We start from the raw sequence: 20298 nt of genomic DNA on the forward strand, positions 1-20298 counted from the left end.
CAGCACCGACGATCCCGGAAGGTCATCACCGCTCCTGTTTCAGCGCGCTTTCGTGCCAGCGCCGCAGGATGAGATGCGAGACCAGCGTCAGCACCAGGAAAATCAGGATGCCAGTCAGCGAAATCAGGATCAGCGCCGCAAAGAGCCGCGGCGCGTTGAGCCGGTAGCCGGCCTCGATGATGCGCGAGGCAAGGCCCGACGACTGCCCCGACGAGCCGGCGACGAATTCGGCGACCACCGCGCCGATCAGCGACAGGCCGCCGGCTATCTTCAGGCCGCCGAGGAAGTAGGGCATCGCCGCCGGCAGGCGCAGATGCCAGAGTTCCTGCCAGCGCGTCGCGCCGTTGAGCCGGAACAGGTCCCGAAGATTGCGGTCGACGGAATTCAGCCCGAGCGTGGTGTTGGACAGGATCGGAAAGAAGGCGACGATCCAGGAGCAGAGCAGGAGCTTGGAGGTCTGGTTGTCGACATAGATGTTGATGAGCGGGAAGATCGCCACGATGGGCGTCACCTGCAGCACGATGGCGAAGGGAAACAGCGACATCTCCACCCATTTCGACTGGGTGAACAGCACTGCGAGCCCGACGCCGCCGACCACCGCAAGCAGCAGGCTGAGGAAGGTGATCTTCAGCGTCACCAGAAGCGATCCGAACAGCAGCGCAGCATCCGTGTGGAGCGTCTGCGCCACCACATGAGGCCGCGGCAGGATGTATTGTGGTATCGCGTTCCAGACGCAGATGCGGTCCCATAGCCATATGGCCAGAATCATTATGGCGAGCGGCAGGAGCCAGCTGCCGATGCGCTCCAGCCTTTCCTGGCGCACGCGCTTTGCTTCTTCCGGGTCAAGCCTCGCAGGCGCGGTTTCAATGGCCGTCATGGGACTCACTTGCCGAGTTTATCGCCGAGTTGAGCGCCTCCGACGCGCGCAGGCAGAACGCCGCATATTCGGACGATATGCGGAACTTCTCGTCCCTCGGATAGGCCGCGTCTACCATCATTTCGCCGGAGACGCGACCTGGACGCGCGGCCATGACGACGATGCGGTTCGACAGGAATACGCTTTCGAACACGCTGTGGGTGACGAAGACGACGGTGAAACGCTGGTCCTGCCATAGGTCGAGCAGGTCGTTGTTAAGCCTGAAGCGGGTGATCTCGTCGAGCGCGGCGAAGGGCTCGTCCATCAGGAGCAGGCGCGGCTTGGTCACCAGTGCGCGGGCGATCGAAACGCGCATCTTCATGCCGCCCGAAAGCTCGCGCGGCACGGCGTTTTCAAAGCCGGTCAGGTGAACGCGCTCGAGCAGTTCCGTAATTGTGGGTGCGGCCTTGGCCCGCGAGACGCCTTTCAACCTGAGCGGCAGCCAGACATTGTCGAAGACGCTCGCCCAAGGCAGCAGGGTCGGCTCCTGGAAGACGAAGCCGGTGCAATCGTCGGCCAGCGCCTTGTGCCAGTCGAGCGCGCCGGTGGTCGGCGTCGACAGGCCGGCAATCAGCCTGAGCGCCGTCGACTTGCCGCAGCCCGACGGTCCGAGAAGGCTAAGGAAATCGCCTTCCCGGATAGTCAGATTGACCTCGCGCAATGCCGCGACCCCGTTGGAGAAGGTCTTGCCTACATTGCGCAAGTTCAGAAGCGGCGACCCGCTTCCGTCCAGATCCGGCATTTGCGCGCCTGTCTTTTGAAGCATCGTCCGGGCGACGGTCACTTCTTGAGATCGAGGCCGACGCCCTTGTTGACGAAGTCGAGCGTATAGGCCTTCTTGATGTCGATGCCTTCCGGCATGACCTTGGCCTTCACCATCTTGTCGTAGAAACTCTGCATGCGCGCGTCGGTCATCGCGCCGATGCCGTGTTTTTCGCTGTCGCCGGAATCGACGATGCCGAACTTCTTCATCTGGGCGATGGAGAAGGCAATCTGCTCGTCGGTAATGTCGGGATTGTCCTTCTTGATCAACTCGTTGGCGGCTTTGTTGTCGCCGTAGAGGTAGTTGTACCAGCCCTTGGCCGAGCCATCGACGAAGCATTGGACAACCTCCGGACGCTTGTCGATCGTTTCTTGCATCGTCTCGATCGTAGTCGCGTAGGTATCGTAGCCATAATCGGCGAGCAGGAACTGGTTCGGCACGAAGCCGCCTTCCTTCTCGATCGCATAAGGTTCGGAAGTGACATAGCCCTGCTGGATCGACTTCGGATTGGCGATGAACGGCGCCGGGTTGAAGGTGTAGGGCACGCGCTTCGAGACATCGAAGCCGTACTCCGTGGCCATCCACAGCAGGAAGCTCTGGGCTCCCTCGTCGGCGATAATGTACTGCTCGGCCTTGGGCAGGTCCTCCCATTTGTCGAGCCCCTGGCCGGGATGCGACATGACAACCTGCGGTTCCTTCTGGAAGGAAGCGGCGACGACGCGCAGCGGAATATTCTGCGCAACCGCGTCAAACGCCTGCTGCATGTTGCCGCCCATGTAGAAGTCGATCTTGCCGGCGAGCAGCAGCGGACGGCCTGCAACCTGCGGGCCGCCTTGCTGGATAGTGACATCGAGGCCGCAGGCGGCATAGGTCCCATCGGCGACGGCCTGATAGTAGCCGCCGTGCTCTGCCTGGGCCAGCCAGTTGGTGCCGAAGGTGACGGCCTCGGCGGCGAAGGCTGCCGGCGCGCCGGCTAAAAGAAGCGCGGCCGCAGCTGCGGAAAACACGAAATTTCTCGTCATGAACACCACCCCTGTTTGCCCAGTGCGTTTAGCGCCTGGCTATGACATCAACGGATCGATAAGCAAGCTGCGTGCCATTGGTTTTGCGCCACAGCCGTCGCATCAGGCGGCTGCATTGGGCGGGACCGGGCGTCGAGCTTGCTGATCTCGGCTGCATCGTGCCTATTTTTTAAACCGCTGTCCATCTTGCGCACGAAGCCTGCACAGGCAACTTGAAGCTATGTCCGGTCGAACTCTAAGCTATGATTTTCAGGAGTGTTTGATGTTCAACTTTCTGACGCCCAAGACGATCAGGCCGCCCTTCGCGCGCTACAGCCACGGCGTCGAGATACCGGCGGGAAAACGGCTGGTCCTGTGCTCAGGGCAGCTAGGCATCAGGCCGGATGATCTGGTGCCCGACGATGCGGGCGAGCAGGCGAATCTGTGTTTCGCAAACATCGCCGCCATCCTCGGCGAAGCGGGCCTGACGCTCTTCGACATCGTCCGCATCAACGCCTACGTCACCGACCGCGCCTATCTCCGGGCCTATATGGATGTGCGCGACAAGCTGTTTGCCGATCCGGCCCCGGCCTCGACGCTGATGATCGTCTCCGGCTTCGCGCGGCCTGAGTTCAAGGTTGAGATCGAGGTTGTCGCCGCTGGCTAGAAATAGCCGCCGACGAGCAGCAGGATCGCGCCGGCCACAAAGAGGAGAATACCCGGCCAGTTCGTCCCGAAACCCATGAAGCGCATGCCGCGATGCGCGGGCTCGAGTGTGTTGCGCGAACCCAGCCCCGCCGGCCCCGGTTCGCTCATGCGCCCGCGGTAAATAGCCTGCCCCGCGAGAAGGACGACACCCGCGACGACGAGCAGCACGCCGAGCCAGATGACCAGCATTCTTGTCTCCTGATGCAAGGACCCTGCCTGGATAAATAGGGCGGCGCGTCAATTCGGAAATGCCGGCGCAAAAAAATGTACCCTTACAAAAAGTGCCCCGCTGAAATATTCAGGCTAGGCAATTCCGGTTCGAAGAGGTCCGACGTGGCGAAACAGAACAGAAGGATCTGGTGGGGCGATTTCCCGACGACCGAATACGCCTCCATCGATCCGGAAGTAACGATCGCGGTGCTGCCCGTGGCCGCGATCGAGCAGCACGGCCCGCATCTGCCGGTTTCGACCGACACGGCGATCATGCAGGGCATGCTTGAAGCGGTCATCGAAAGGCTGCCGGCCGACCTCGACGCGAGGATTTTGCCGATCCAGGCGGCCGGCAAATCAAACGAGCACCTGCACGCGCCCGGTACGCTGACCCTGCCAGCGGCGACGTTGATCGAGGCCTGGACCGAACTCGGCGCATCCGTCGCCCGCGCCGGGGTTAAAAAGCTGGTCGTGGTCAATTCGCATGGCGGCAATGAGGAGATCATGGGCATCGTCACGCGCGAATTGCGCGTGCGCTTCAGCATGCTCGCGGTGAAAACGAGTTGGCAGCGCTTCGGCCGGCCCGACGGCATGTATACCGAACTGGAGGACCGCCACGGCATCCATGGCGGCGATGTCGAGACTTCGCTGATGCTGCATTTCCGGCCGGATCTGGTTGATATGGCCAAAGCGGAGAATTTTGTCTCCGGCATCGCCCGCGCCGAGCAGGAATTCGAACTGCTGCGCCAAACCGGCACGCACGCCTTCGCATGGATCGCCAGCGACCTGAACTCGCACGGCGTGGTCGGCAATGCCGCCATCGCCACGGCGGAAAAGGGCCGCTTGACCGCGGCGCATCAGGCCGACGGATTTGTCCGACTCCTGCAGGATGTGCGCAAGGCAAAGCTCGCCGACTGGCTGGCGTGAAGCGCGGCTGCGGCTCTAGCCGTCGATCCTGAGCACGAACGGCGTGCCTTCGAAGGCGTCCGCGCCGCGCCCGATCGCCGCGATCGCCGCGACCATGCGGCCCTCGCGACCGAGCATCTGGTCGGCCAACGCTACCAAACGTGGGTTCGGCGTGGCCGACGGCGACAAGGCACGCAAGGTCTTGGCGAGTTCAGCTTCGTCGCGCTTGGGCGAAAGAGCCGCGGCAATGATGTAAGCTGACGCCGTCGAGCGGCTTATGCCGGCATAGCAATTGACCACCAGCGGGCGCGTACGGTCCCATTTGCCGGCGAAATCGAGCAGGCTCTGAACATGGGCTTCGCCGGGCGGTGTCATGCCATCCCTCGCTTCGGCGATGTCGTGCATCGACAGGATGAGATGGTCCTGCTCCAGAATGGCGGCCGGACGTTTCATTTCGGTTCCGGCGGCAAGCAGCGAAAGGAGCCGCGCCGCACCCGAGGTGGCGACGGTTTCCTCCACTTTCGATAGCGGACAGACATGGATCATGATGCGATGACCTTTTTCGTGTGACTGTCGCGTGCGGCCCAGCCTTGCAACGCCCGCTCCAGCCGCAGCCATTCCGCTTCGCTGCCTGGGAGCCCGAAGCGTAAGGCGGTGCTGCTCCAGCTGAAATTCCGGACTAGTATGCCATAGCCGCCGAGCCAGGCGAACAGGTCGGCTGCGTCCGCGATTTCGGCATAGCGAAACAGCGTCGTGCCGCCGGCCACCGATATATGGAAGCGCTGCAGCAGCACATCCAGCCGCGCCGCCTCGTTTCGCAGCCGTTCGCGCATTTTATTCTGCCAGACTTGATCGCTGAGCGCTCTGACGCCGTATTCCAGCGCCAGACCCGCTACCGCCCAGGGCCCGAGTTCCGCTTCCAGGCGCTGCGCGACAGGTTCCGCCGCGATAGCGAAACCGAGCCGCAGCCCGGCGAGCCCGAAGAACTTGCCGAAGGATCTGAGCACGACAAGACCGTCCTGCCCGACGTCACCGGCCAAACTGTGCTCGCGCGGCCCGACATCCATGAAGGCTTCGTCGACGACCAGCAGCCCGCCTTTGGCATGCAGCGTGCTTGCCAAGCCGCGCAGCTTTTCGCGCTCCACCACTCGCCCGTCGGGGTTGTTCGGGTTGACGACGATGGCGAGGTCCGCGCCCGCGAGCGCGCCGAAATCCTTCACCTCCTCCACCGAATGGCCGGCGAGCGCGGCGGCGCGGGCATGTTCGGCATAGGTCGGCCCGAGCACGAACGCCCTGCCCGTCGCGACCAATCCCGCCACGCGCGGCAGCAAAATCTGCGTGCCCGGCGCGGCGGCGATATTGATGGCCGATGGCGCGCCGTAGGCCGCCGCTGCGATCGCGTTGAGTTCGCGGACATGCGCCGGTTCGGGCAACCGCGACAAGGCGGTGGCGGGCAGCTCCAAAAGCGGATAGGAGTGCGGATTGATCCCGGTCGAAAGATCCACCCAAGGCTCCGGCGCCTGCGGAAAAAGCGCCCGCGCCCGGCCAAGGCTTCCGCCGTGATCGGTAACCGCCGCCCCTTTTTCCCTTTCCAGAAGCGCCATGTTCGTTCTTACCGCTTTCCTGTCGCTTCTCGTCGAACTCGCTATCGGTTACCCCGACCGTCTCGTGCGCGCAATCGGCCATCCGGTGATCTGGATCGGCAATCTCATCTCTTTCCTGGAACGCAAACTGAACCGCTCTGCTGCCTCCGACAGTTTCCGCCGCTTTTCGGGTGGCGTCGCGCTGGTGGTGCTGGTCTGCGTTCCGGCGGGCATCGCCTATTCCGTTGAAGCGGCTTTTGGAGCCGGGCTGCTCGGCGTCGCCGCGACCGCCATCCTGGCCAGCAGCCTCATTGCGCAAAGGAGCCTTGCCAGCCACGTCAAGGCAGTGGCGGATGCACTGGATCAGGGCGGGCTTTTAGCCGGGCGAACCGCAGTGTCGCGCATCGTCGGCCGCGACCCCGAGCGCCTCACTGAGGCAGGCGTCAGCCGCGCTGCGATCGAGAGTCTGGCCGAGAACTTTTCCGACGGCATCGTCGCGCCGGCGTTCTGGCTCGCTGTGGGCGGGCTGGCGGGCGGCGTCGGCTACAAGGCGGCCAATACCGCCGATTCGATGATCGGCCACCGCACGCCTCGCCACGAGGCGTTCGGCTGGGCGGCGGCGCGCTTCGACGATCTCGTCAATCTGCCGGCCTCGCGCCTCACGGCGCTGCTGGTCGTCGCCGCGGCAGTTTTCGTGTCCGGAGCCAGTGCTGCATCCGCATGGCGGGCTGTGTGGCGCGATGCGAAAAAGCACCGCTCGCCCAATGCCGGCTGGCCGGAAGCGGCGATGGCCGGCGCGCTCGGCCTCGCACTCGCCGGCCCACGCGTCTATGGCGGCGTCACCGTCGACGACGCGGCAATGGGTGAAGGCGGACGCCGCGACGCCAGTGCCTCCGACATTCGCATGGCGTTGAGGCTGTACTGGGCCGCCGACCTCATCCTGGTCGCGCTATTCGGCCTGATCGGCCTCGCGATTTTCATGGCTCGATAGAGCTGGCGGCGTTGCTAACCGACAACTCAGCTTTGCGCTTGAGCGGAACCGAATCTCGTGATCATGGTTCCGGCTGGACCACCTCAAACCCGGAAGCATCATGAACCAGTTGACGCGGCTCGACAAATTGCTGTTCAGGCTCGAAGCGCAATATGCCTGCCTCGGCTGGGCATTTGGCGAAATCACCGGCCTTCCAGGAATCGTGTTCGAGATGGGGCTCGGCCACGGCCGTACCTACGATCATCTGCGCACCCACCTGCCGGACCGTGACATCTACGTGCTCGACCGCGAAATCGACTGCTTCGACGACTGTATTCCGCCCGACGACCGGCTGATTCTCGGCGACATAGGCGACACGCTGGCGGCCTCGGCGCACCGCTTCCCCGGACAGGTCATACTCGCTCATGCCGACATGGGCACCTATGACGAGGAGCGCAATATAGCCATGCGTGCGGTGCTCAGCCGGCGGCTGCCGGCAGTGCTCGCCCCGCGCGCCATCGTGCTCTCGGATATGCCGCTGGAATTGGAAGGAACGCAGCCGCTGCCGCTTCCATTAGGCGCGCGCGACGGCCGTTATTTTCTATATCGCAACGGGTGACGGGCACGATTCAAGGCCCCGTCCGGTAACGGTGCGCTCGGGGAGAGCGCTGAGTTCCGTGTGATCTCCCGAACGCAGCAGCCGTAAGAAAAATTCCAGGCACAGTTGTAGAATTCGACGCGTCCCAAACGTCTACAGAGCATAGACGGCGCAAAGTGCGGGAAGCCGGCGCCGAACGATCATCTCTGGGCCGTGAGGAGCAAGCTGATATGGGTCTTTCCTACCGTTGGGTGATTGTCGCGGCAGGCGGCCTTCTGGGCTGCGTCGCTATAGGCGCGATGTTTTCACTGCCCGTTTTTCTCCTCCCGATCTCGCGCGACACCGGTTGGTCCGTTACCGGCGTGTCCAGCGCAATGACCATCGGGTTTGTAGCGATGGCGTTAGGGAGCATGGCCTGGGGCAGCCTGTCGGATCGCTGGGGACCTCGCGCCGTCGTGTTGATCGGATCGGCCGCCCTGGCGGCGGCACTGGCTCTGGCGAGCCAGGCGACATCGCTTATCGGGTTTCAACTCGTCTTCGGGCTGCTGGTCGGCGGTTCGGCCGCCGCGATCTTCGCACCGATGATGGCCTGCGTGACCGGCTGGTTCGACACGCGCCGCAGCCTGGCCGTGTCTCTCGTATCCGCCGGCATGGGAATGGCGCCGATGACCATGTCTCCCCTGGCGGCGTGGCTGGTCACCGTCTACGATTGGAGAACGTCGCTCCTGATCATCGCCGGCATCACGGCGGTTGTGATGATCCCCACCGCGTTTCTGGTGCGCCGCCCTCCGGCTCTGGAAGCCCGCAATGCCGTCGCTTCCGCGGATCGTGAACCGCAATCGGAAATGTCCGTGGGGCAGGCGATCAAATCACCGCAATTTATCATACTGCTGCTGACCAACTTCTTCTGCTGCGCCACGCATTCCGGCCCGATCTTCCATACGGTGAGCTACGCCATCACCTGCGGCATCCCGATGGTTGCAGCGGTCTCGATCTACAGCGTGGAAGGACTGGCGGGCCTGGGCGGCCGTGTCGCCTTCGGCCTGTTCGGCGACCGGTTCGGCGCAAAGCGCACGCTGGTCTGGGGACTGTTCCTGCAGTCGTTCGCCGTGCTGGGATATGTCTTCGTCAGCCAGCTTGGCCCATTCTACGCTGTGGCGGCGCTGGTCGGCTTCATCTATGCCGGCGTCATGCCGCTTTACGCCGTGATCGCCCGCGAGAATTTCCCATTGCGGATGATGGGAACCGTCATCGGCGGCACGGCCATGGCCGGCAGCCTGGGCATGGCGACCGGCCCACTGACCGGTGGCCTGATCTACGACGCGTTCGACAGTTACGCGTGGCTCTATATCGGCGCCTGGGGCATCGGTATCGGCGCTTTCCTGATTGCTCTGACCTTCAAGCCCTTCCCTAAAACTCAGCTGGCGCTCGCCGGCTGAGCACCGACCTGCGCCCGAAGACGCGCACCGCAACGACGAGTAGCCATACAGCTCACGCGGCCTGAACTTTTTTCGGGACCCGCGCCCATTCCGGAATCCAGTCGCGGTGGGCGGCGAGCAAGTCATCGACGAGCGACCAGATCTGGTCGAGATCGAGCTCGGCGGCGGTATGCGGATCCATCATCGCCGCGTGATAGAGATGCTCGCGGTTCTCCGTCATCAGGGCCTGGACGGTCAGTTCCTGCACATTCACGTTGGTGCGGATGAGCGCCGTCAGTTGCGGCGGCAAGGCGCCGATGAAGGTCGGCTGGATTCCGGACGCATCTACCAGGCACGGCACTTCGGCAGCGCAATTCTCCGGCAGCGAGGTGATGCATCCATTGTTGCGGACGTTGCCGTAAATGACCGAAGGCTCGCCGGTCCAGACCGAGTTCATGATCGAGGAAGCATATTCATCGCTCTCCTCGACCTCGATGGTCTCGGCGCTCCGGTAGGCCGCCGCCTGCCCTTTCCAACGCTCGATCTGCTCGATGCAGCGCTTGGGATATTCGTCGAGCGGAATGCCGAATTTCTCGATGAGGTCGGGCCTGCCGTCTTTGATGAAATAGGGCGTGTATTCGGCGAAATGCTCCGAGCTCTCGGTGACGAAGTAGCCGAGCCGGGTCAGCATCTCGTAGCGAACTTTGTTCGGGCAGCGCGGATTCCAGTGGCTGGGCTTCGGGAAGCGCCCTTCGCGGTAGCCGCGTACGAGATCCGGATAGAGATCGCGATAGCTGCCATCGGCCTGCCGGTGCTCGAATTTCAGGTAGAAAGCCATGTGGTTGATGCCGGCGGCGCGGTAGCGGATTTCCTCGAGGGGAATTTCGAGATCGCGGGCGAGCTCGAAGGCCGTTCCCTGCACCGAATGGCAGAGACCAACCTGCCTGATGAGCGGATATTTTTCTGCGATCGCCCAGGTGTTGATCGCCATCGGGTTGACGTATTGCAGGAGGATGGCTTCGGGGCAGATAGCCATCATGTCTTCGCAGATTTTCCAGAGATGCGGAACCGTGCGCAAGCCCCGCATGATGCCGCCGACGCCGAGCGTGTCGGCGATCGTCTGGCGTAGGCCGTATTTCTTCGGCACTTCGAAATCGGTTACCGTGCAAGGTTCGTAGCCGCCGATCTGGAAAGCGACGACGACAAAATCCGCGCCCTCGAGGGCCTTGCGCTGGCTGGAATGCGTCTCGATCGTCGCCGCCACGCCAAGCGTCTTCACCAGCTTTCCAGCAACGATCTCGCTTTCCTCGAGACGCTGCGGGTTCAGGTCCATCAGCGCGATCGTCGCGGCCGAAAGAGACGGCCTCTGCAGCACGTCGCCGATGATGTTCTTCATGAAGACGGTGGAACCGGCCCCGATGAACGTGATTTTGGGTTGTCTCGTCATGTGTTGCGCCTCTTGTCTGCGATTAAGCGGCCACGTCGAACGCGGCCTTGACGAGCCGTTCGGTGTAGGCAGTCCTGGGATGGGAAAGAACTTCGTCGACCGGCCCTTCCTCGACTATTTTGCCGTGCTGCATCACCACCACCCGGTGGCAGAGGGCGCGAACGACCTTCAGATCATGGGAGATGAAGAGGTAGCTCAGCCCGCGCTCGTCCTGCAGCTTGCGCAGGAGGTCGATGATCTGGGCCTGCACGGACAGGTCGAGCGCCGAGGTCGGCTCGTCGAGCAGGATGAATTCCGGCTCAAGCGCGATTGCCCGGGCAATCGCGATGCGCTGGCGCTGACCGCCGGAAAACTCGTGCGGGAAGCGCGACAGGATATTGTGCGGCAGTCCGGCGCTCACAAGCGCCTGCTCCACGCGCTGCAACCGATCGCCTTTGTTTTCGCCGAGCCTGTTGACGATCAGCCCCTCCTCGATGATCTGGCCGACCGACATGCGCGGATTGAGCGAGGAAAACGGGTCCTGGAACACGATCTGCATGCGCGATCTGAGCGGCCGCATCTGGTCTCGCGTCCTGGCGTGGATCGGTTCGCCATCGAAGAAGATTTCGCCGCCGTCTGCCGTCAGGAGCTTCACCAGCGCCTGCCCGAACGTTGTCTTGCCGGACCCGGATTCGCCGACCAGCCCCAGCGTTTCGTGCCGGTGAAGCTTCAGGCTGAGGCTGTCGACGGCGACCAGTTCCTTGAGCCGCGACTTGAAGAACCCGCCATGCTTCAGCATGAACGACACCCGCACATTGCTGCCTTCGAGAATGACGGCGGAGTCGACCGGCGGCGGGTTGGCCATACCCCTGGGTTCGGACGCCAGAAGATGGCGCGTATAGGGATGCTGCGGGTTTTCGAAAAGCGCGGCGGTGGTGTTGTGCTCCACCACTTCGCCCTGGCTCATGACATAGATGTAGTCAGAAAACTGGCGAACGACGGTCAAATCGTGGGTGATCAGGATCACGGCCATGCCGAGCTTCTGCTGCAGGTCGCGGATCAGGTTGAGGATCTGCGCCTGCACAGTGACGTCGAGCGCCGTCGTCGGTTCGTCGGCGATCAGCACGTCCGGATTGTTGGCAAGCGCCATGGCGATCATGACGCGTTGGCGCTGGCCGCCGGAAAGCTGGTGCGGATATTGGTTGAAGCGGCTTTCGGGGTCCGGAATCTGAACCTGCCGCAACAGTTCCAGCGTCCGCTCGGCGGCTTGCCTGCGGCTCATCTTCTGATGCACCCGGATTGCCTCGATGATCTGCGAGCCGACCGTGTAGACCGGATTGAGCGAACTCATCGGCTCCTGGAAAATCATAGAAATGCGGTCACCGCGCAACGCCCGGCGTTGCCGGTCGGAGAACTTCAGCACGTTCTTGCCGTCGTACTCGATCCGCGAATGCCCGGCCACCATGGCCCGCTTGGTAAGCAGGCCCATGACCGTGCGCGCCGTCACCGACTTGCCGGAGCCGGACTCTCCGACCACCGCAATGGTCTCGCCGCGATAGAGCTGAAACGAGACGTCCTTGACCGCATCGACCGTGCCGCCCTCCACCTTGAAGGTCACCGCAACGTTGCGGGCATCGATGATTGGGCTGCCGGTTCTCGCCGCATGATCGTGGCGTTCGTCGGGCGCCATCGAGGTCTTTTCCGTCAGAGCCATGATCCTGGCCTCCTCAATAGGGATCGACGGCATCGCGAAGGCCATCGCCCAGCGCATTGAACGCAAAGACGGTGACCAGCACGAAGCCAACGGGGGCGAGGATCCAGGGATAGGACCCGATGACGGAGTATGTCGCGGTGTCCTGCAGCATCAGCCCCCAGGAGATCAGCGGCGGCTTCACCGCGAAACCGAGGAAGCCAAGGAAGGATTCAAGCAGCACGACATTGGGAATGGCCAGGGTCACAGCAACGATGACATGGCTCATGACGTTCGGGAAAATGTGCTGGAAGATGATCCGCCGGTCGGTCGCGCCGATCGCCATCGCCGCCCGCACATAGTCGATCCGCGCCAACGCCAGCGTCTTGCCTCGGACCTCGCGCGACATCTGCGCCCAGCCAAGCGCAGACATGACGAAAATGACGAAGGCCAGGAAGACGTTGGTCGGCGCCGTCACCGGGATCAGCGAGGCGAGCGCCAGATAAAGCGGCAGTTGCGGAAAGGCGAGCACCAGTTCGACGAAACGCTGCACCCAAGCGTCGAGCCTTCCGCCGAAATATCCCGACACCATCCCGACCGTCGTGCCGACGACCGTGACGATGAAGACCACAGTGAGCGCGATCATCAGCGAGATGCGCGAGCCGTAGATGATGCGCGACAGCACATCGCGGCCGAATTTGTCGGTGCCGAGGAAATTGACCGGGCTTCCATCGGTGGCGCCGAAGAAATGCCGCTGCGCCGGGATCAGGCCGAAAAGCCTGTACTCGAACCCTTTGACGAAAAAGCCCAGCGTCTGCGGGTTTTCGTAGTCGGGACCGACGATCGGCTGGAATGTGACCGGATCCAATTCGTCCGTTTCGCGGATCGGATAGGTACGCGGCGGAAAGACGAAGTTCCCGTCCCGGTCCGTCATGCTGATTGTCTGCGGCGGCGCAAACCCGACACCGGTCAGCTTCGGATCGACGGGGGCGAAGAACTCCGCGAATATCGTCATGATCATCAGGAGGCAGACAAGGATCAGACCTGTCATGCCGGTCCAGGATCGTTTCAGGCGGCGCCAGACAAGCGCGGTATAGGTCTCGTTTCCACGGCCTTTGGCCGGCGGCATGGAGGCGGAGACTACGGGTTGGACGTCGGCTTTCATGCGTCGGCCCCTCCCCCAAGGCGAACACGCGGATCGAGTGCGGCAAGCAGCATGTCGGCGATGATGTTGCCGACGATCAGGGTGACCGACAGAACCAGCATGAAGGTAGCCGTGACATAGACGTCGCCGACCCACATCGAACCGACGATGGCCGGGCCGACCGTCGGCAGGGCAAAGATGATCGCCGTCTCGATCTCGCCGGTCAGCATGTAAGGCATCACGACGCCCTGATACATGACGAGCGGATGCAGAGCGTTCGGCACTGCGTGGCGCATGACCACCGCGCGCTCGCTCAAGCCCTTTGCCCGGGCCGTTTCGACATACTGGGCGTTCAGCGTATCGAGAAGATTGCCCCGCATGACGCGCATGTTGTAGGCGAGCCCGCCCAAAGTGGCGATCGCGATCACCGGCCAGACATGCTTGACCAGATCGACGAACTTGCCCCACGACCAGGGCGCTCCGCCATAGCGGGCGGAATGGAAGCTGTTGATTTCCGTGACGTTGAAGTGGAACACCAGGATGTAGACGATGATCAGCGCCATCAGGAAGCGCGGCACCGTCATCCCGAGAAACGAGATGCCTGACAGCAGGCTGTCCACCCAGGAATATTGCCGGGTTGCCGCCAGAACGCCGAAGGTGATGCCGATAACCGACGCCAGGATGTGGCAGACCAGCGCCAGCGCCAGCGTTCGCGGCAATCGCTCGCCGACTACGTCGGCGACAGGCTTGTTATAGAAGAGGCTGTGGCCAAAATCGCCGCGGGTGATGATACCGGTGACCCAGTTGACGTATTGGACCGGCAAAGGCTTATCGAGCCCATGGGCGACCTTGTAGGCCTGCGCTTGGGCGTCGGCCTCCTCGAAGGACGCGCCGCCCTGATTGATCAGCTGCGAACGGATATAGTCGCTGTAGTCGCCCGGCGGCGCCTGGATGATCGCGAACGTCACGACGCTCAGGACGAAGAGAACCGGAATCGCCGACGCGATACGCACAAGCAGAAATCTCAACATGATCGTGTTTGCTTCTCTTGTGGCTCGTGGCTTTGCCGCTTCTTCACGAGGCGCGGTATCTCCACGGTTCAATTCGGAGCCTCTCCTCCAGCGGATGCCCACCGGAGGAGAAACAGACTACAGTCAGTTGATAGGGCCGCTTTCGCCGGGCTTGCCGGGAAGCTGCTCGGGGAACAGCTCGTAATCGCCCTGCTTGTCGGCCGCGACGAAGACTCGTTCGCGGATGATCGTGTCCTCGGCCCAGTTGAACATGAAGATCGGCGCGCCCTCGGGAATGTTCGAGAAGCGCTTGTTGATGATGAGCGCGCCCGGATATTCCGTCAGGCCAATGGTGTCGAGGTTGGTCGTCGAGACCTTCTGGAATTGCTTCATCAGTTCAGCGCGTTCGCCATTGTCATTGCTCGCGATGAACTTGTTGACGACATCCACCATCTCCTGCTCGAAGGGCATCAGATCGACCGTACCGTCCGTTCCCGCCCGGTGATGCCAGCTCGTGCGCGGGCCAGTCGGGGCAAGCTGCGTCGTATTCTGCACCACCGATGTCAGTTCCTGGTCGTTGCGGCGGACGAGCCAGTCGAAACGCCCGGCATACTGCGTTGCGTCACGCTTCACCCCGTCGACGGAGTTGAGCACGACCTTGAGACCAACCTGCTCCATCTGGCCGATTAGACCTTCCGCGAGATTGCGATCGGTGCTGTAGTCGGAATTCACTAGGAGCACGATCTGTACGTCCGAGCCACCCGCTGTCCCAGCAGGGAAGTTGACGACGCCATTGCCGTCCGTGTCCTTTAACCCGACCTTCTCCAGCAGCGCCTTGGCGCCTTGCAGATCGAACGGGTAGTACACCGTCGAGGCGCGGTCATAGAAGCTCGTGCCCGAGGAAATGCCGCCAGGATAGATTGCGGTGAAGGGCCCCTTGACCAGCGATTCGCCGAGCCTCTTGCGATCGATTGCCATGGTCACGGCCTTGCGGAAATCGACTTTGCGGTTGAGCTCGCGCACGGCCTGTGCCCGCTCGTCCGGCTCGCCCCAGCCATTGGCCGAAAAGTTCATACGTAGATTGTAGCCGATCAGACGGGCGCCGAAGGCCAGCCGCGCGGGAGCGGTTTCCTGTGCAGCGCGCTTCAGGGATTCGACGAAGTTTTCCGGCTGCTCCAGGTTGGAGAAATCGCCGGAGCCGGCGATCGCCTGCACGTCGCGGTCGGCCCAGGTCGACAGCTTGTAATGCAGTTCATTGAGATAGGGCAGCTGATTGCCTTCTTCGTCGACCTTCCAATAGTAAGGATTGCGGCGAAGTACGATGACGTCGTCCGAGCGGTATTCGACAGGCACCCAGGCGCCCATGACCGGCGTATTCAGATATTCCGGCGGAAACCCGTTCTTGTACTCGTTGTAGGTGGTGCCGGCATATTTCGGATGCTTGGTCTTCAGAATATGCGACGGGCCGGGGCAGAAGGTACCGTAGGCCATCGTATAGAGATGCTGGCGCGGGAACGCGTCCTTGAAGGTCCATTCGATCGTATATTTGTCGATCGCCTTCAAGGTAGTGCCTTCTCCAAACGTTTCCGGCGTCGCCCCGTTCAGCGGAGAAACGTTCGGATCAACGACGTTGTCGTCCCAGTAGAACATCACGTCATCGGCGTCGAACGGGTCGCCATCAGACCATTTTGCCCCTTCGATCAATTTCATCGTCAGGGTGTGGCCGTCTTCCGACCACTCCCAGCTCCTGGCGAGGTTCGGCAGCGGCTCGACGTCCTCGGCCTCCACCTGGAAGAGCGGCGCGGTACGCGTCAGGCATTCGAACATGCCGATATCGATGCCGCCCCAGCCTTGAGTCTGGCCGGCGCTGTAGTTCCAGCCCTCGGGCCGGCCGCCGATCACATGGCGCATTGTATCGCCATAGACGCCGATACCGTCGGGCATGTTGCCCGTCTTGAAGACCATCGGCTCCTTCGGCAGGCGCTCTGCCACCGGAGGCAGCTTTCCGGTCTTGACGAACTTTTCGGTGACCCATTCGGGCTCGCGATATTCCGGCAGCGCCTTGAACTCGAGGATCGAGTCACGCGCCACATATGCGATCTTGCCCTGCGCCGGAAACGGCGGCGGTTCGGGTACAACGGTCGGCTCGGAGGCCGAGGCATGGATGGTGAATGCCGAGACGCCAAGCAGAAGCGCGGCGGCGGCTTTCATTCGGCAAGAAATGTTCATTGTCCTGGTTTCTCCCTTATGCTTCAGGCCTGCCGCTATGGCATGGCCCTCCTCCAACAAGCATCGAACGAAGCGGTATTCCGCTTTCTTAAATGGCAGTGCGTTCGCCGCCGGGCGGCACATTCACTGAGGCGAGACTTCACCCGGTCCCTCCCCAGAGCATGGGCTTTAGTCATTGCAGCCACCGATTCAGCCAGCCGCGCGCAACTGTATGGCTTCCTTTTCGGCCCTGATCTCCTCGATGGACCGAATCTCGCGGCGGGCGGCGCCCTTCCATTCCCGCGTCTTCACTGTCGCGCGGCTCAGCCGTTCCTTGGCTCCCTCGATCGCATGGGCGTATTGCGGCAGCCACTCAGCCTGCGCCACGACCATCTCGTCGACCATCTGCCAGACCTCTTCCGGCGTGCAGATGGCGCCAACCAGCGGATCGTGCAGCACTGCCAGTTTCAGGAGGTCGATGTCTCCGGAGATCGCCGCGTGCACCGACATGCGCTGGACATTGATGGAGGAAATGCAAGTCGCGGCACAGGCTTCCGGAAGCGTGATGCCCGCGACCATGTTGATGCCGAAGCGGTCGACGAAACCGGGCGATTCAATGATGGCGTCGGACGGCAAGTTGGTGATGACGCCGTTGTTCTTGACATTGAAGTGCCCGCGATAGACCCGGCCGGTCTCGAGCGCCTCCAGTATGTGGCTGGCGTGCTCGTTCGAACGGCGCGCCGGATCGATGGGTTTTCCCGCGTCTTCAAGGAATTTCCGGAACTCGGTTTCGAACCAGTTCCGGGTTTCGGTCGAATGGCGCAGGTAGCCGCCCGTTTCGCCATGGATCCAGTCCGACATGTCGATCCACTTGGTGATCTCCTCCGGCCGCTTGCGGTACCAGGGTAGATATTCGGACAAGTGGCCGTTGCTTTCGGTCGAATAGACGCCGAAGCGCTTCAGCACGTCGATCCTGAGCTTCTCCTGCTGGGAAAAGACAGGGTGGGACTCGAAGGCGGCGACAAGTTCATCCCTGCCGACCTTGCGGCCCTTGACGCGAACGTCGACGAACCAGGTCTGGTGGTTGATGCCGGAGCAAACGTAGTCGAGTTCGCCTTCCCCGGCGCCGAGGACCTCGGCGATCTGCTCGGCTCCGTGCTGGACGCCGTGGCACAGACCGACGGTGTCGGCCTTCCCGTATTCGATCGCCGCCCAGGTGTTCATCGCCATCGGGTTGGCATAGTTCAGGAACTTCGCGCCCGGCTCGGCGAGTTCGCGGATATCCCTGCAGAAATCGAGGATGACCGGGATGTTACGCTGGCCGTAGAGAATGCCGCCGGCGCAGATCGTATCGCCGACGCACTGATCGACGCCGTATTTGAGCGGAATGCGGATATCGTCGGCGTAGGCGCCGAGACCGCCGACGCGCACGCAGCTGATGATGTAGCGCGCGCCCTCGATCGCCTTGCGGCGGTCAGTTGTGGCCGTCACCCTGGTGGGCAGCCTGTTTGCCTCCACGATCTTGTCGAGGATCGTCTTGATCATACCGAGATTGTGCTCGCTGATGTCGGTCAGCGCGAATTCGACGTCCGCGAATTCCGGCACGCATAAAATGTCGGTAAAGAGCTTCTTGGTGAAGCCGACACTGCCGGCGCCTATAATGGCTATCTTGAAGCTGCTCATGCCGTCCTCGTGTCTGCTCATCGGGTCGAAGTGGAGGACAGGGTAAAATCAAAGCACCGAAACCAGCGGCTACATGAGCAACCGCGATTATGTGCTTTCCTCCCTGTCAATGCCGTTTCGCCCGGCCATCTTGTCTTGTTGGGGATTAGTATGCGCATAATGCGAGGCCTAGCCTAGAGAGGTATTATGCTTTCACGGGTAATTCTGTGCTCACCAAATTGATCGACAACGGACCCGGCATGCGCACGGTTTCACTGCCGCGCGGCCGACACAGCCTTCACACGATGCCGACCAGCACGGGTTATGAAATCCGCACGGACGCCAGCTACAGCTGGGACGGCCGCAAGCGCGGGCAAACGCCGTTTACGGTGTTGCAGCACACGATCGCCGGCGCCGGCAATCTGCAATACGAAAGCCGCAACTACCGGGTTCGCGGGGGCGAAACGCTTCTGGTCCTCGTCCCGCACAACCATCGATACTGGCTGGAAGAGAACGGGCGATGGGAGTTCTTCTGGATTTCCATGAACGGCGACGAGGCCCTGCGCATTCACAAGGCGATCCTCGCCACGACAGGTCCAATCCTGAAACTGAAGCCGGAAACCGTAGAACATCTCGCGGATTGCAGCCTGCGCCTGATATCAGGCGGCGCTGACGCTCCAGGCAGCGCCTCGGCGATAGCCTATGAAGCGGCGATGGCGCTTTTCGACGACGTGTTCGGCTCGCATCCTGTCCTCAGCCTGGAATACCGCACGATGCAGCACGTGATCGATCACATTGCGGCCAATCTGGACCAGCCCCTCCCCGTCGGGGAACTGGCCAAGGTCTCCGGTCTCAGCCGCGCCCATTTCTCGCGCGTCTTTGCCGCCAGCGAGGGCATGCCGCCGGCGGAATTCGTTCTGCGCAAGCGGCTGCAAAGAGCGACCAAGCTTTTGACCAAGACGGCGGATCTCTCCGTCAAGGAAGTCGCCATCATGTCCGGCTTCGAGGATCCCAATTATTTCGCAAAGGTGTTCCGCCGCTTCTTTGGCGCCAGCCCAACTGAATTCCGCACAACCGGAATGTATGCGAGCGTTGCGACAGCCTCATAAAACCAGTGTTGGTTGGCCAATTAAACTGAAGGATGCCTATCGCTTGCCGCGCAGAGTTCTGGTGGTCTCCTACCTGACCGCCACCCGCCGGAAATCGGACGGCGACATTCCGGCCAGCTTGCGGAAGGATTTGTTGAAAGCGCTCAGTGAACCGAAGCCGCTCTCCATGGCGACCCGCAGCACATTGGCGTCTTCCTTCATCAGCAGGGCCTGCGCATAGCTGAGACGCAGCAGGTTGACATATTCGTTCAGCGTCATGCCGGTGGATTTCTTGAAGACGTTCATCGCATATTTCGGATGGATGTCGGCCGCCTCCGCAATATCGACGGAGTCGATCTCGTAGAGAAAATTCTCGGCGATGAAGTCGCACATGCGCCCGACATTGCGCGACGACTGCTGGTCGAACGGGCCGGCGGCGTCCTCGCCCGTCGAAGCTTCGGGTACAAGCTGATAGGGCTCGAACCGCACCCGTTCCAGCCGCAGCAGGAGTTCGTTGACAGCGTGCTGGGCTTTGACGGGATCGCCCGAACGCGCATAGCGATTCCAGCGCTCGAAATTGTGATCGTCGGATGGGTCGGTGGCGCTGGTCACAAGCGCTGCGCCGGTCATCAGGCGGTGCCGGATATCGGCAGGCAGGTGCAGCCGGAAGAAGTGCACCAGCGGCAGATGCGCACCGGCGTAGATGGCATCGTCCGATGCCTCGTCCATCTGGTGCGGCAGGCCGCCCCAGAACAGGCACATGTCGCCCGCCGAAAGTGAAATCTCGTGATCGTTCATGCGGTAGTGCACCCTGCCGCGCACAATGAAATTGACCTCGACTTGCGCATGCCAATGCGGCTTGAGCATCACCAGCGGATGATTGTGGAACATCTGCAGTGCCAGCGGCCAGCCTTCCACGCTGCTGGCGCCAGGCTGGTAGAACGGCCTTTCCGACATCTTACTTTCCGCCCACTCCACTTTCCCTTTGTCGAGGACA

At 62.1% G+C, this 20298-nt stretch carries 19 protein-coding genes; 6 read left to right on the forward strand and 13 right to left on the reverse strand.

The window, feature by feature from the left end; translation table 11 throughout:
- Nucleotides 1–25: 25 nt before the first annotated feature.
- Genes ABVK50_RS16385 through ABVK50_RS16395 form a run of 3 tightly spaced genes read right to left on the reverse strand, consistent with a single transcriptional unit; the run spans nt 26 to nt 2701 of the window.
- Complete coding sequence (locus ABVK50_RS16385; RefSeq protein WP_353645573.1) at nt 26–877, reverse strand: ABC transporter permease; 852 nt, start codon at nt 875–877, stop codon at nt 26–28.
- On the reverse strand, nt 864–1682 hold the full coding sequence (locus tag ABVK50_RS16390) for an ABC transporter ATP-binding protein (RefSeq protein WP_353645919.1): 819 nt from the start codon (nt 1680–1682) through the stop codon (nt 864–866). Before ABVK50_RS16390 ends, ABVK50_RS16385 begins: the two co-directional genes overlap by 14 nt.
- A gap of 14 nt (nt 1683–1696) precedes the next feature.
- The gene (locus ABVK50_RS16395) at nt 1697–2701 is read right to left on the reverse strand and encodes an ABC transporter substrate-binding protein (RefSeq protein ID WP_353645572.1); all 1005 of its coding nucleotides are present in this window, start codon (nt 2699–2701) and stop codon (nt 1697–1699) included.
- Nucleotides 2702–2963: 262 nt separating this feature from the next.
- Here ABVK50_RS16395 and ABVK50_RS16400 point away from each other — a divergent pair, with 262 nt between their 5' ends.
- The gene (locus ABVK50_RS16400) at nt 2964–3347 is read left to right on the forward strand and encodes a RidA family protein (RefSeq protein WP_353645571.1); all 384 of its coding nucleotides are present in this window, start codon (nt 2964–2966) and stop codon (nt 3345–3347) included.
- Here the strand turns inward: ABVK50_RS16400 and ABVK50_RS16405 are convergent.
- Nucleotides 3344–3577: a hypothetical protein gene (locus tag ABVK50_RS16405; RefSeq protein WP_353645570.1), complete on the reverse strand. Its 234-nt coding sequence runs from the start codon at nt 3575–3577 to the stop codon at nt 3344–3346. The genes ABVK50_RS16400 and ABVK50_RS16405 overlap by 4 nt on opposite strands.
- 144 nt (nt 3578–3721) lie before the next feature.
- On the opposite strand from ABVK50_RS16405, the gene ABVK50_RS16410 reads away from it, so the two are divergent.
- Nucleotides 3722–4525, forward strand: a complete 804-nt coding sequence (locus tag ABVK50_RS16410; RefSeq protein WP_353645569.1) for a creatininase family protein — start codon at nt 3722–3724, stop codon at nt 4523–4525.
- Nucleotides 4526–4540: 15 nt separating this feature from the next.
- Here ABVK50_RS16410 and ABVK50_RS16415 read toward each other — a convergent pair whose 3' ends face one another.
- A complete protein-coding gene (locus ABVK50_RS16415; RefSeq protein WP_353645568.1) occupies nt 4541–5050 on the reverse strand; it encodes a tyrosine phosphatase family protein in 510 nt (169 codons plus the stop codon).
- Nucleotides 5047–6108 (reverse strand): threonine-phosphate decarboxylase CobD, encoded by a 1062-nt coding sequence (gene cobD / locus ABVK50_RS16420; protein WP_353645567.1) that lies wholly within the window; start codon nt 6106–6108, stop codon nt 5047–5049. The genes ABVK50_RS16415 and cobD overlap by 4 nt, the downstream gene beginning before the upstream one ends.
- On the opposite strand from cobD, the gene cbiB reads away from it, so the two are divergent.
- From cbiB to ABVK50_RS16435, 3 genes are all read left to right on the forward strand, one after another.
- Nucleotides 6107–7078, forward strand: coding sequence for an adenosylcobinamide-phosphate synthase CbiB (gene cbiB, locus ABVK50_RS16425; protein ID WP_353645566.1), 972 nt, complete (start codon nt 6107–6109; stop codon nt 7076–7078). The two genes, cobD and cbiB, sit on opposite strands and share 2 nt — an antisense overlap.
- A gap of 100 nt (nt 7079–7178) precedes the next feature.
- Entirely contained in the window at nt 7179–7676 is a 498-nt protein-coding gene (locus ABVK50_RS16430) for a class I SAM-dependent methyltransferase (protein WP_353645565.1), read from the forward strand.
- Nucleotides 7677–7885: 209 nt separating this feature from the next.
- Nucleotides 7886–9094: an MFS transporter gene (locus ABVK50_RS16435; protein ID WP_353645564.1), complete on the forward strand. Its 1209-nt coding sequence runs from the start codon at nt 7886–7888 to the stop codon at nt 9092–9094.
- Nucleotides 9095–9146: 52 nt separating this feature from the next.
- Here ABVK50_RS16435 and ABVK50_RS16440 read toward each other — a convergent pair whose 3' ends face one another.
- The 6 genes from ABVK50_RS16440 to ABVK50_RS16465 form a co-directional block, all read right to left on the reverse strand.
- Entirely contained in the window at nt 9147–10520 is a 1374-nt protein-coding gene (locus tag ABVK50_RS16440) for an alpha-glucosidase/alpha-galactosidase (RefSeq protein ID WP_353645563.1), read from the reverse strand.
- Between the two features lie 22 nt (nt 10521–10542).
- Nucleotides 10543–12213 (reverse strand): ABC transporter ATP-binding protein, encoded by a 1671-nt coding sequence (locus ABVK50_RS16445; RefSeq protein ID WP_353645562.1) that lies wholly within the window; start codon nt 12211–12213, stop codon nt 10543–10545.
- A gap of 13 nt (nt 12214–12226) precedes the next feature.
- Nucleotides 12227–13354 (reverse strand): ABC transporter permease, encoded by a 1128-nt coding sequence (locus ABVK50_RS16450; protein ID WP_353645561.1) that lies wholly within the window; start codon nt 13352–13354, stop codon nt 12227–12229.
- Nucleotides 13351–14364 carry an ABC transporter permease gene (locus ABVK50_RS16455; RefSeq protein ID WP_353645560.1) on the reverse strand — a complete coding sequence of 338 codons (1014 nt, stop codon included), beginning with the start codon at nt 14362–14364 and terminating at the stop codon, nt 13351–13353. Before ABVK50_RS16455 ends, ABVK50_RS16450 begins: the two co-directional genes overlap by 4 nt.
- A 123-nt stretch (nt 14365–14487) precedes the next feature.
- A complete protein-coding gene (locus tag ABVK50_RS16460; RefSeq protein ID WP_353645559.1) occupies nt 14488–16572 on the reverse strand; it encodes an ABC transporter substrate-binding protein in 2085 nt (694 codons plus the stop codon).
- Nucleotides 16573–16761: 189 nt separating this feature from the next.
- Nucleotides 16762–18234: an alpha-glucosidase/alpha-galactosidase gene (locus ABVK50_RS16465; RefSeq protein ID WP_353645558.1), complete on the reverse strand. Its 1473-nt coding sequence runs from the start codon at nt 18232–18234 to the stop codon at nt 16762–16764.
- Nucleotides 18235–18473: 239 nt separating this feature from the next.
- Between ABVK50_RS16465 and ABVK50_RS16470 the strand changes: the two genes are divergently transcribed.
- Nucleotides 18474–19322, forward strand: a complete 849-nt coding sequence (locus tag ABVK50_RS16470) for an AraC family transcriptional regulator (RefSeq protein ID WP_353645918.1) — start codon at nt 18474–18476, stop codon at nt 19320–19322.
- Nucleotides 19323–19391: 69 nt separating this feature from the next.
- Here ABVK50_RS16470 and ABVK50_RS16475 read toward each other — a convergent pair whose 3' ends face one another.
- A complete protein-coding gene (locus tag ABVK50_RS16475) occupies nt 19392–20258 on the reverse strand; it encodes a helix-turn-helix domain-containing protein (RefSeq protein ID WP_353645557.1) in 867 nt (288 codons plus the stop codon).
- Between the last annotated feature and the right edge of the window lie 40 nt (nt 20259–20298).

This window comes from Mesorhizobium sp. WSM2240 (assembly GCF_040438645.1).
Lineage (GTDB): Bacteria > Pseudomonadota > Alphaproteobacteria > Rhizobiales > Rhizobiaceae > Allomesorhizobium.

Excerpts from the sequence above, each read along its gene's own strand:
- ABVK50_RS16385 (WP_353645573.1), bottom strand. The coding sequence starts at position 877 with ATGACGGCCATTGAAACCGCGCCTGCGAGGCTTGACCCGGAAGAAGCA.
- ABVK50_RS16390 (WP_353645919.1), bottom strand. The coding sequence starts at position 1,682 with ATGCTTCAAAAGACAGGCGCGCAAATGCCGGATCTGGACGGAAGCGGG.
- ABVK50_RS16395 (WP_353645572.1), bottom strand. The coding sequence starts at position 2,701 with ATGACGAGAAATTTCGTGTTTTCCGCAGCTGCGGCCGCGCTTCTTTTA.
- ABVK50_RS16400 (WP_353645571.1), top strand. The coding sequence starts at position 2,964 with ATGTTCAACTTTCTGACGCCCAAGACGATCAGGCCGCCCTTCGCGCGC.
- ABVK50_RS16405 (WP_353645570.1), bottom strand. The coding sequence starts at position 3,577 with ATGCTGGTCATCTGGCTCGGCGTGCTGCTCGTCGTCGCGGGTGTCGTC.
- ABVK50_RS16415 (WP_353645568.1), bottom strand. The coding sequence starts at position 5,050 with ATGATCCATGTCTGTCCGCTATCGAAAGTGGAGGAAACCGTCGCCACC.
- cbiB (WP_353645566.1), top strand. The coding sequence starts at position 6,107 with ATGTTCGTTCTTACCGCTTTCCTGTCGCTTCTCGTCGAACTCGCTATC.
- cobD (WP_353645567.1), bottom strand. The coding sequence starts at position 6,108 with ATGGCGCTTCTGGAAAGGGAAAAAGGGGCGGCGGTTACCGATCACGGC.
- ABVK50_RS16430 (WP_353645565.1), top strand. The coding sequence starts at position 7,179 with ATGAACCAGTTGACGCGGCTCGACAAATTGCTGTTCAGGCTCGAAGCG.
- ABVK50_RS16435 (WP_353645564.1), top strand. The coding sequence starts at position 7,886 with ATGGGTCTTTCCTACCGTTGGGTGATTGTCGCGGCAGGCGGCCTTCTG.
- ABVK50_RS16440 (WP_353645563.1), bottom strand. The coding sequence starts at position 10,520 with ATGACGAGACAACCCAAAATCACGTTCATCGGGGCCGGTTCCACCGTC.
- ABVK50_RS16445 (WP_353645562.1), bottom strand. The coding sequence starts at position 12,213 with ATGGCTCTGACGGAAAAGACCTCGATGGCGCCCGACGAACGCCACGAT.
- ABVK50_RS16450 (WP_353645561.1), bottom strand. The coding sequence starts at position 13,354 with ATGAAAGCCGACGTCCAACCCGTAGTCTCCGCCTCCATGCCGCCGGCC.
- ABVK50_RS16455 (WP_353645560.1), bottom strand. The coding sequence starts at position 14,364 with ATGTTGAGATTTCTGCTTGTGCGTATCGCGTCGGCGATTCCGGTTCTC.
- ABVK50_RS16460 (WP_353645559.1), bottom strand. The coding sequence starts at position 16,572 with ATGAACATTTCTTGCCGAATGAAAGCCGCCGCCGCGCTTCTGCTTGGC.
- ABVK50_RS16465 (WP_353645558.1), bottom strand. The coding sequence starts at position 18,234 with ATGAGCAGCTTCAAGATAGCCATTATAGGCGCCGGCAGTGTCGGCTTC.
- ABVK50_RS16470 (WP_353645918.1), top strand. The coding sequence starts at position 18,474 with ATGCGCACGGTTTCACTGCCGCGCGGCCGACACAGCCTTCACACGATG.
- ABVK50_RS16475 (WP_353645557.1), bottom strand. The coding sequence starts at position 20,258 with ATGTCGGAAAGGCCGTTCTACCAGCCTGGCGCCAGCAGCGTGGAAGGC.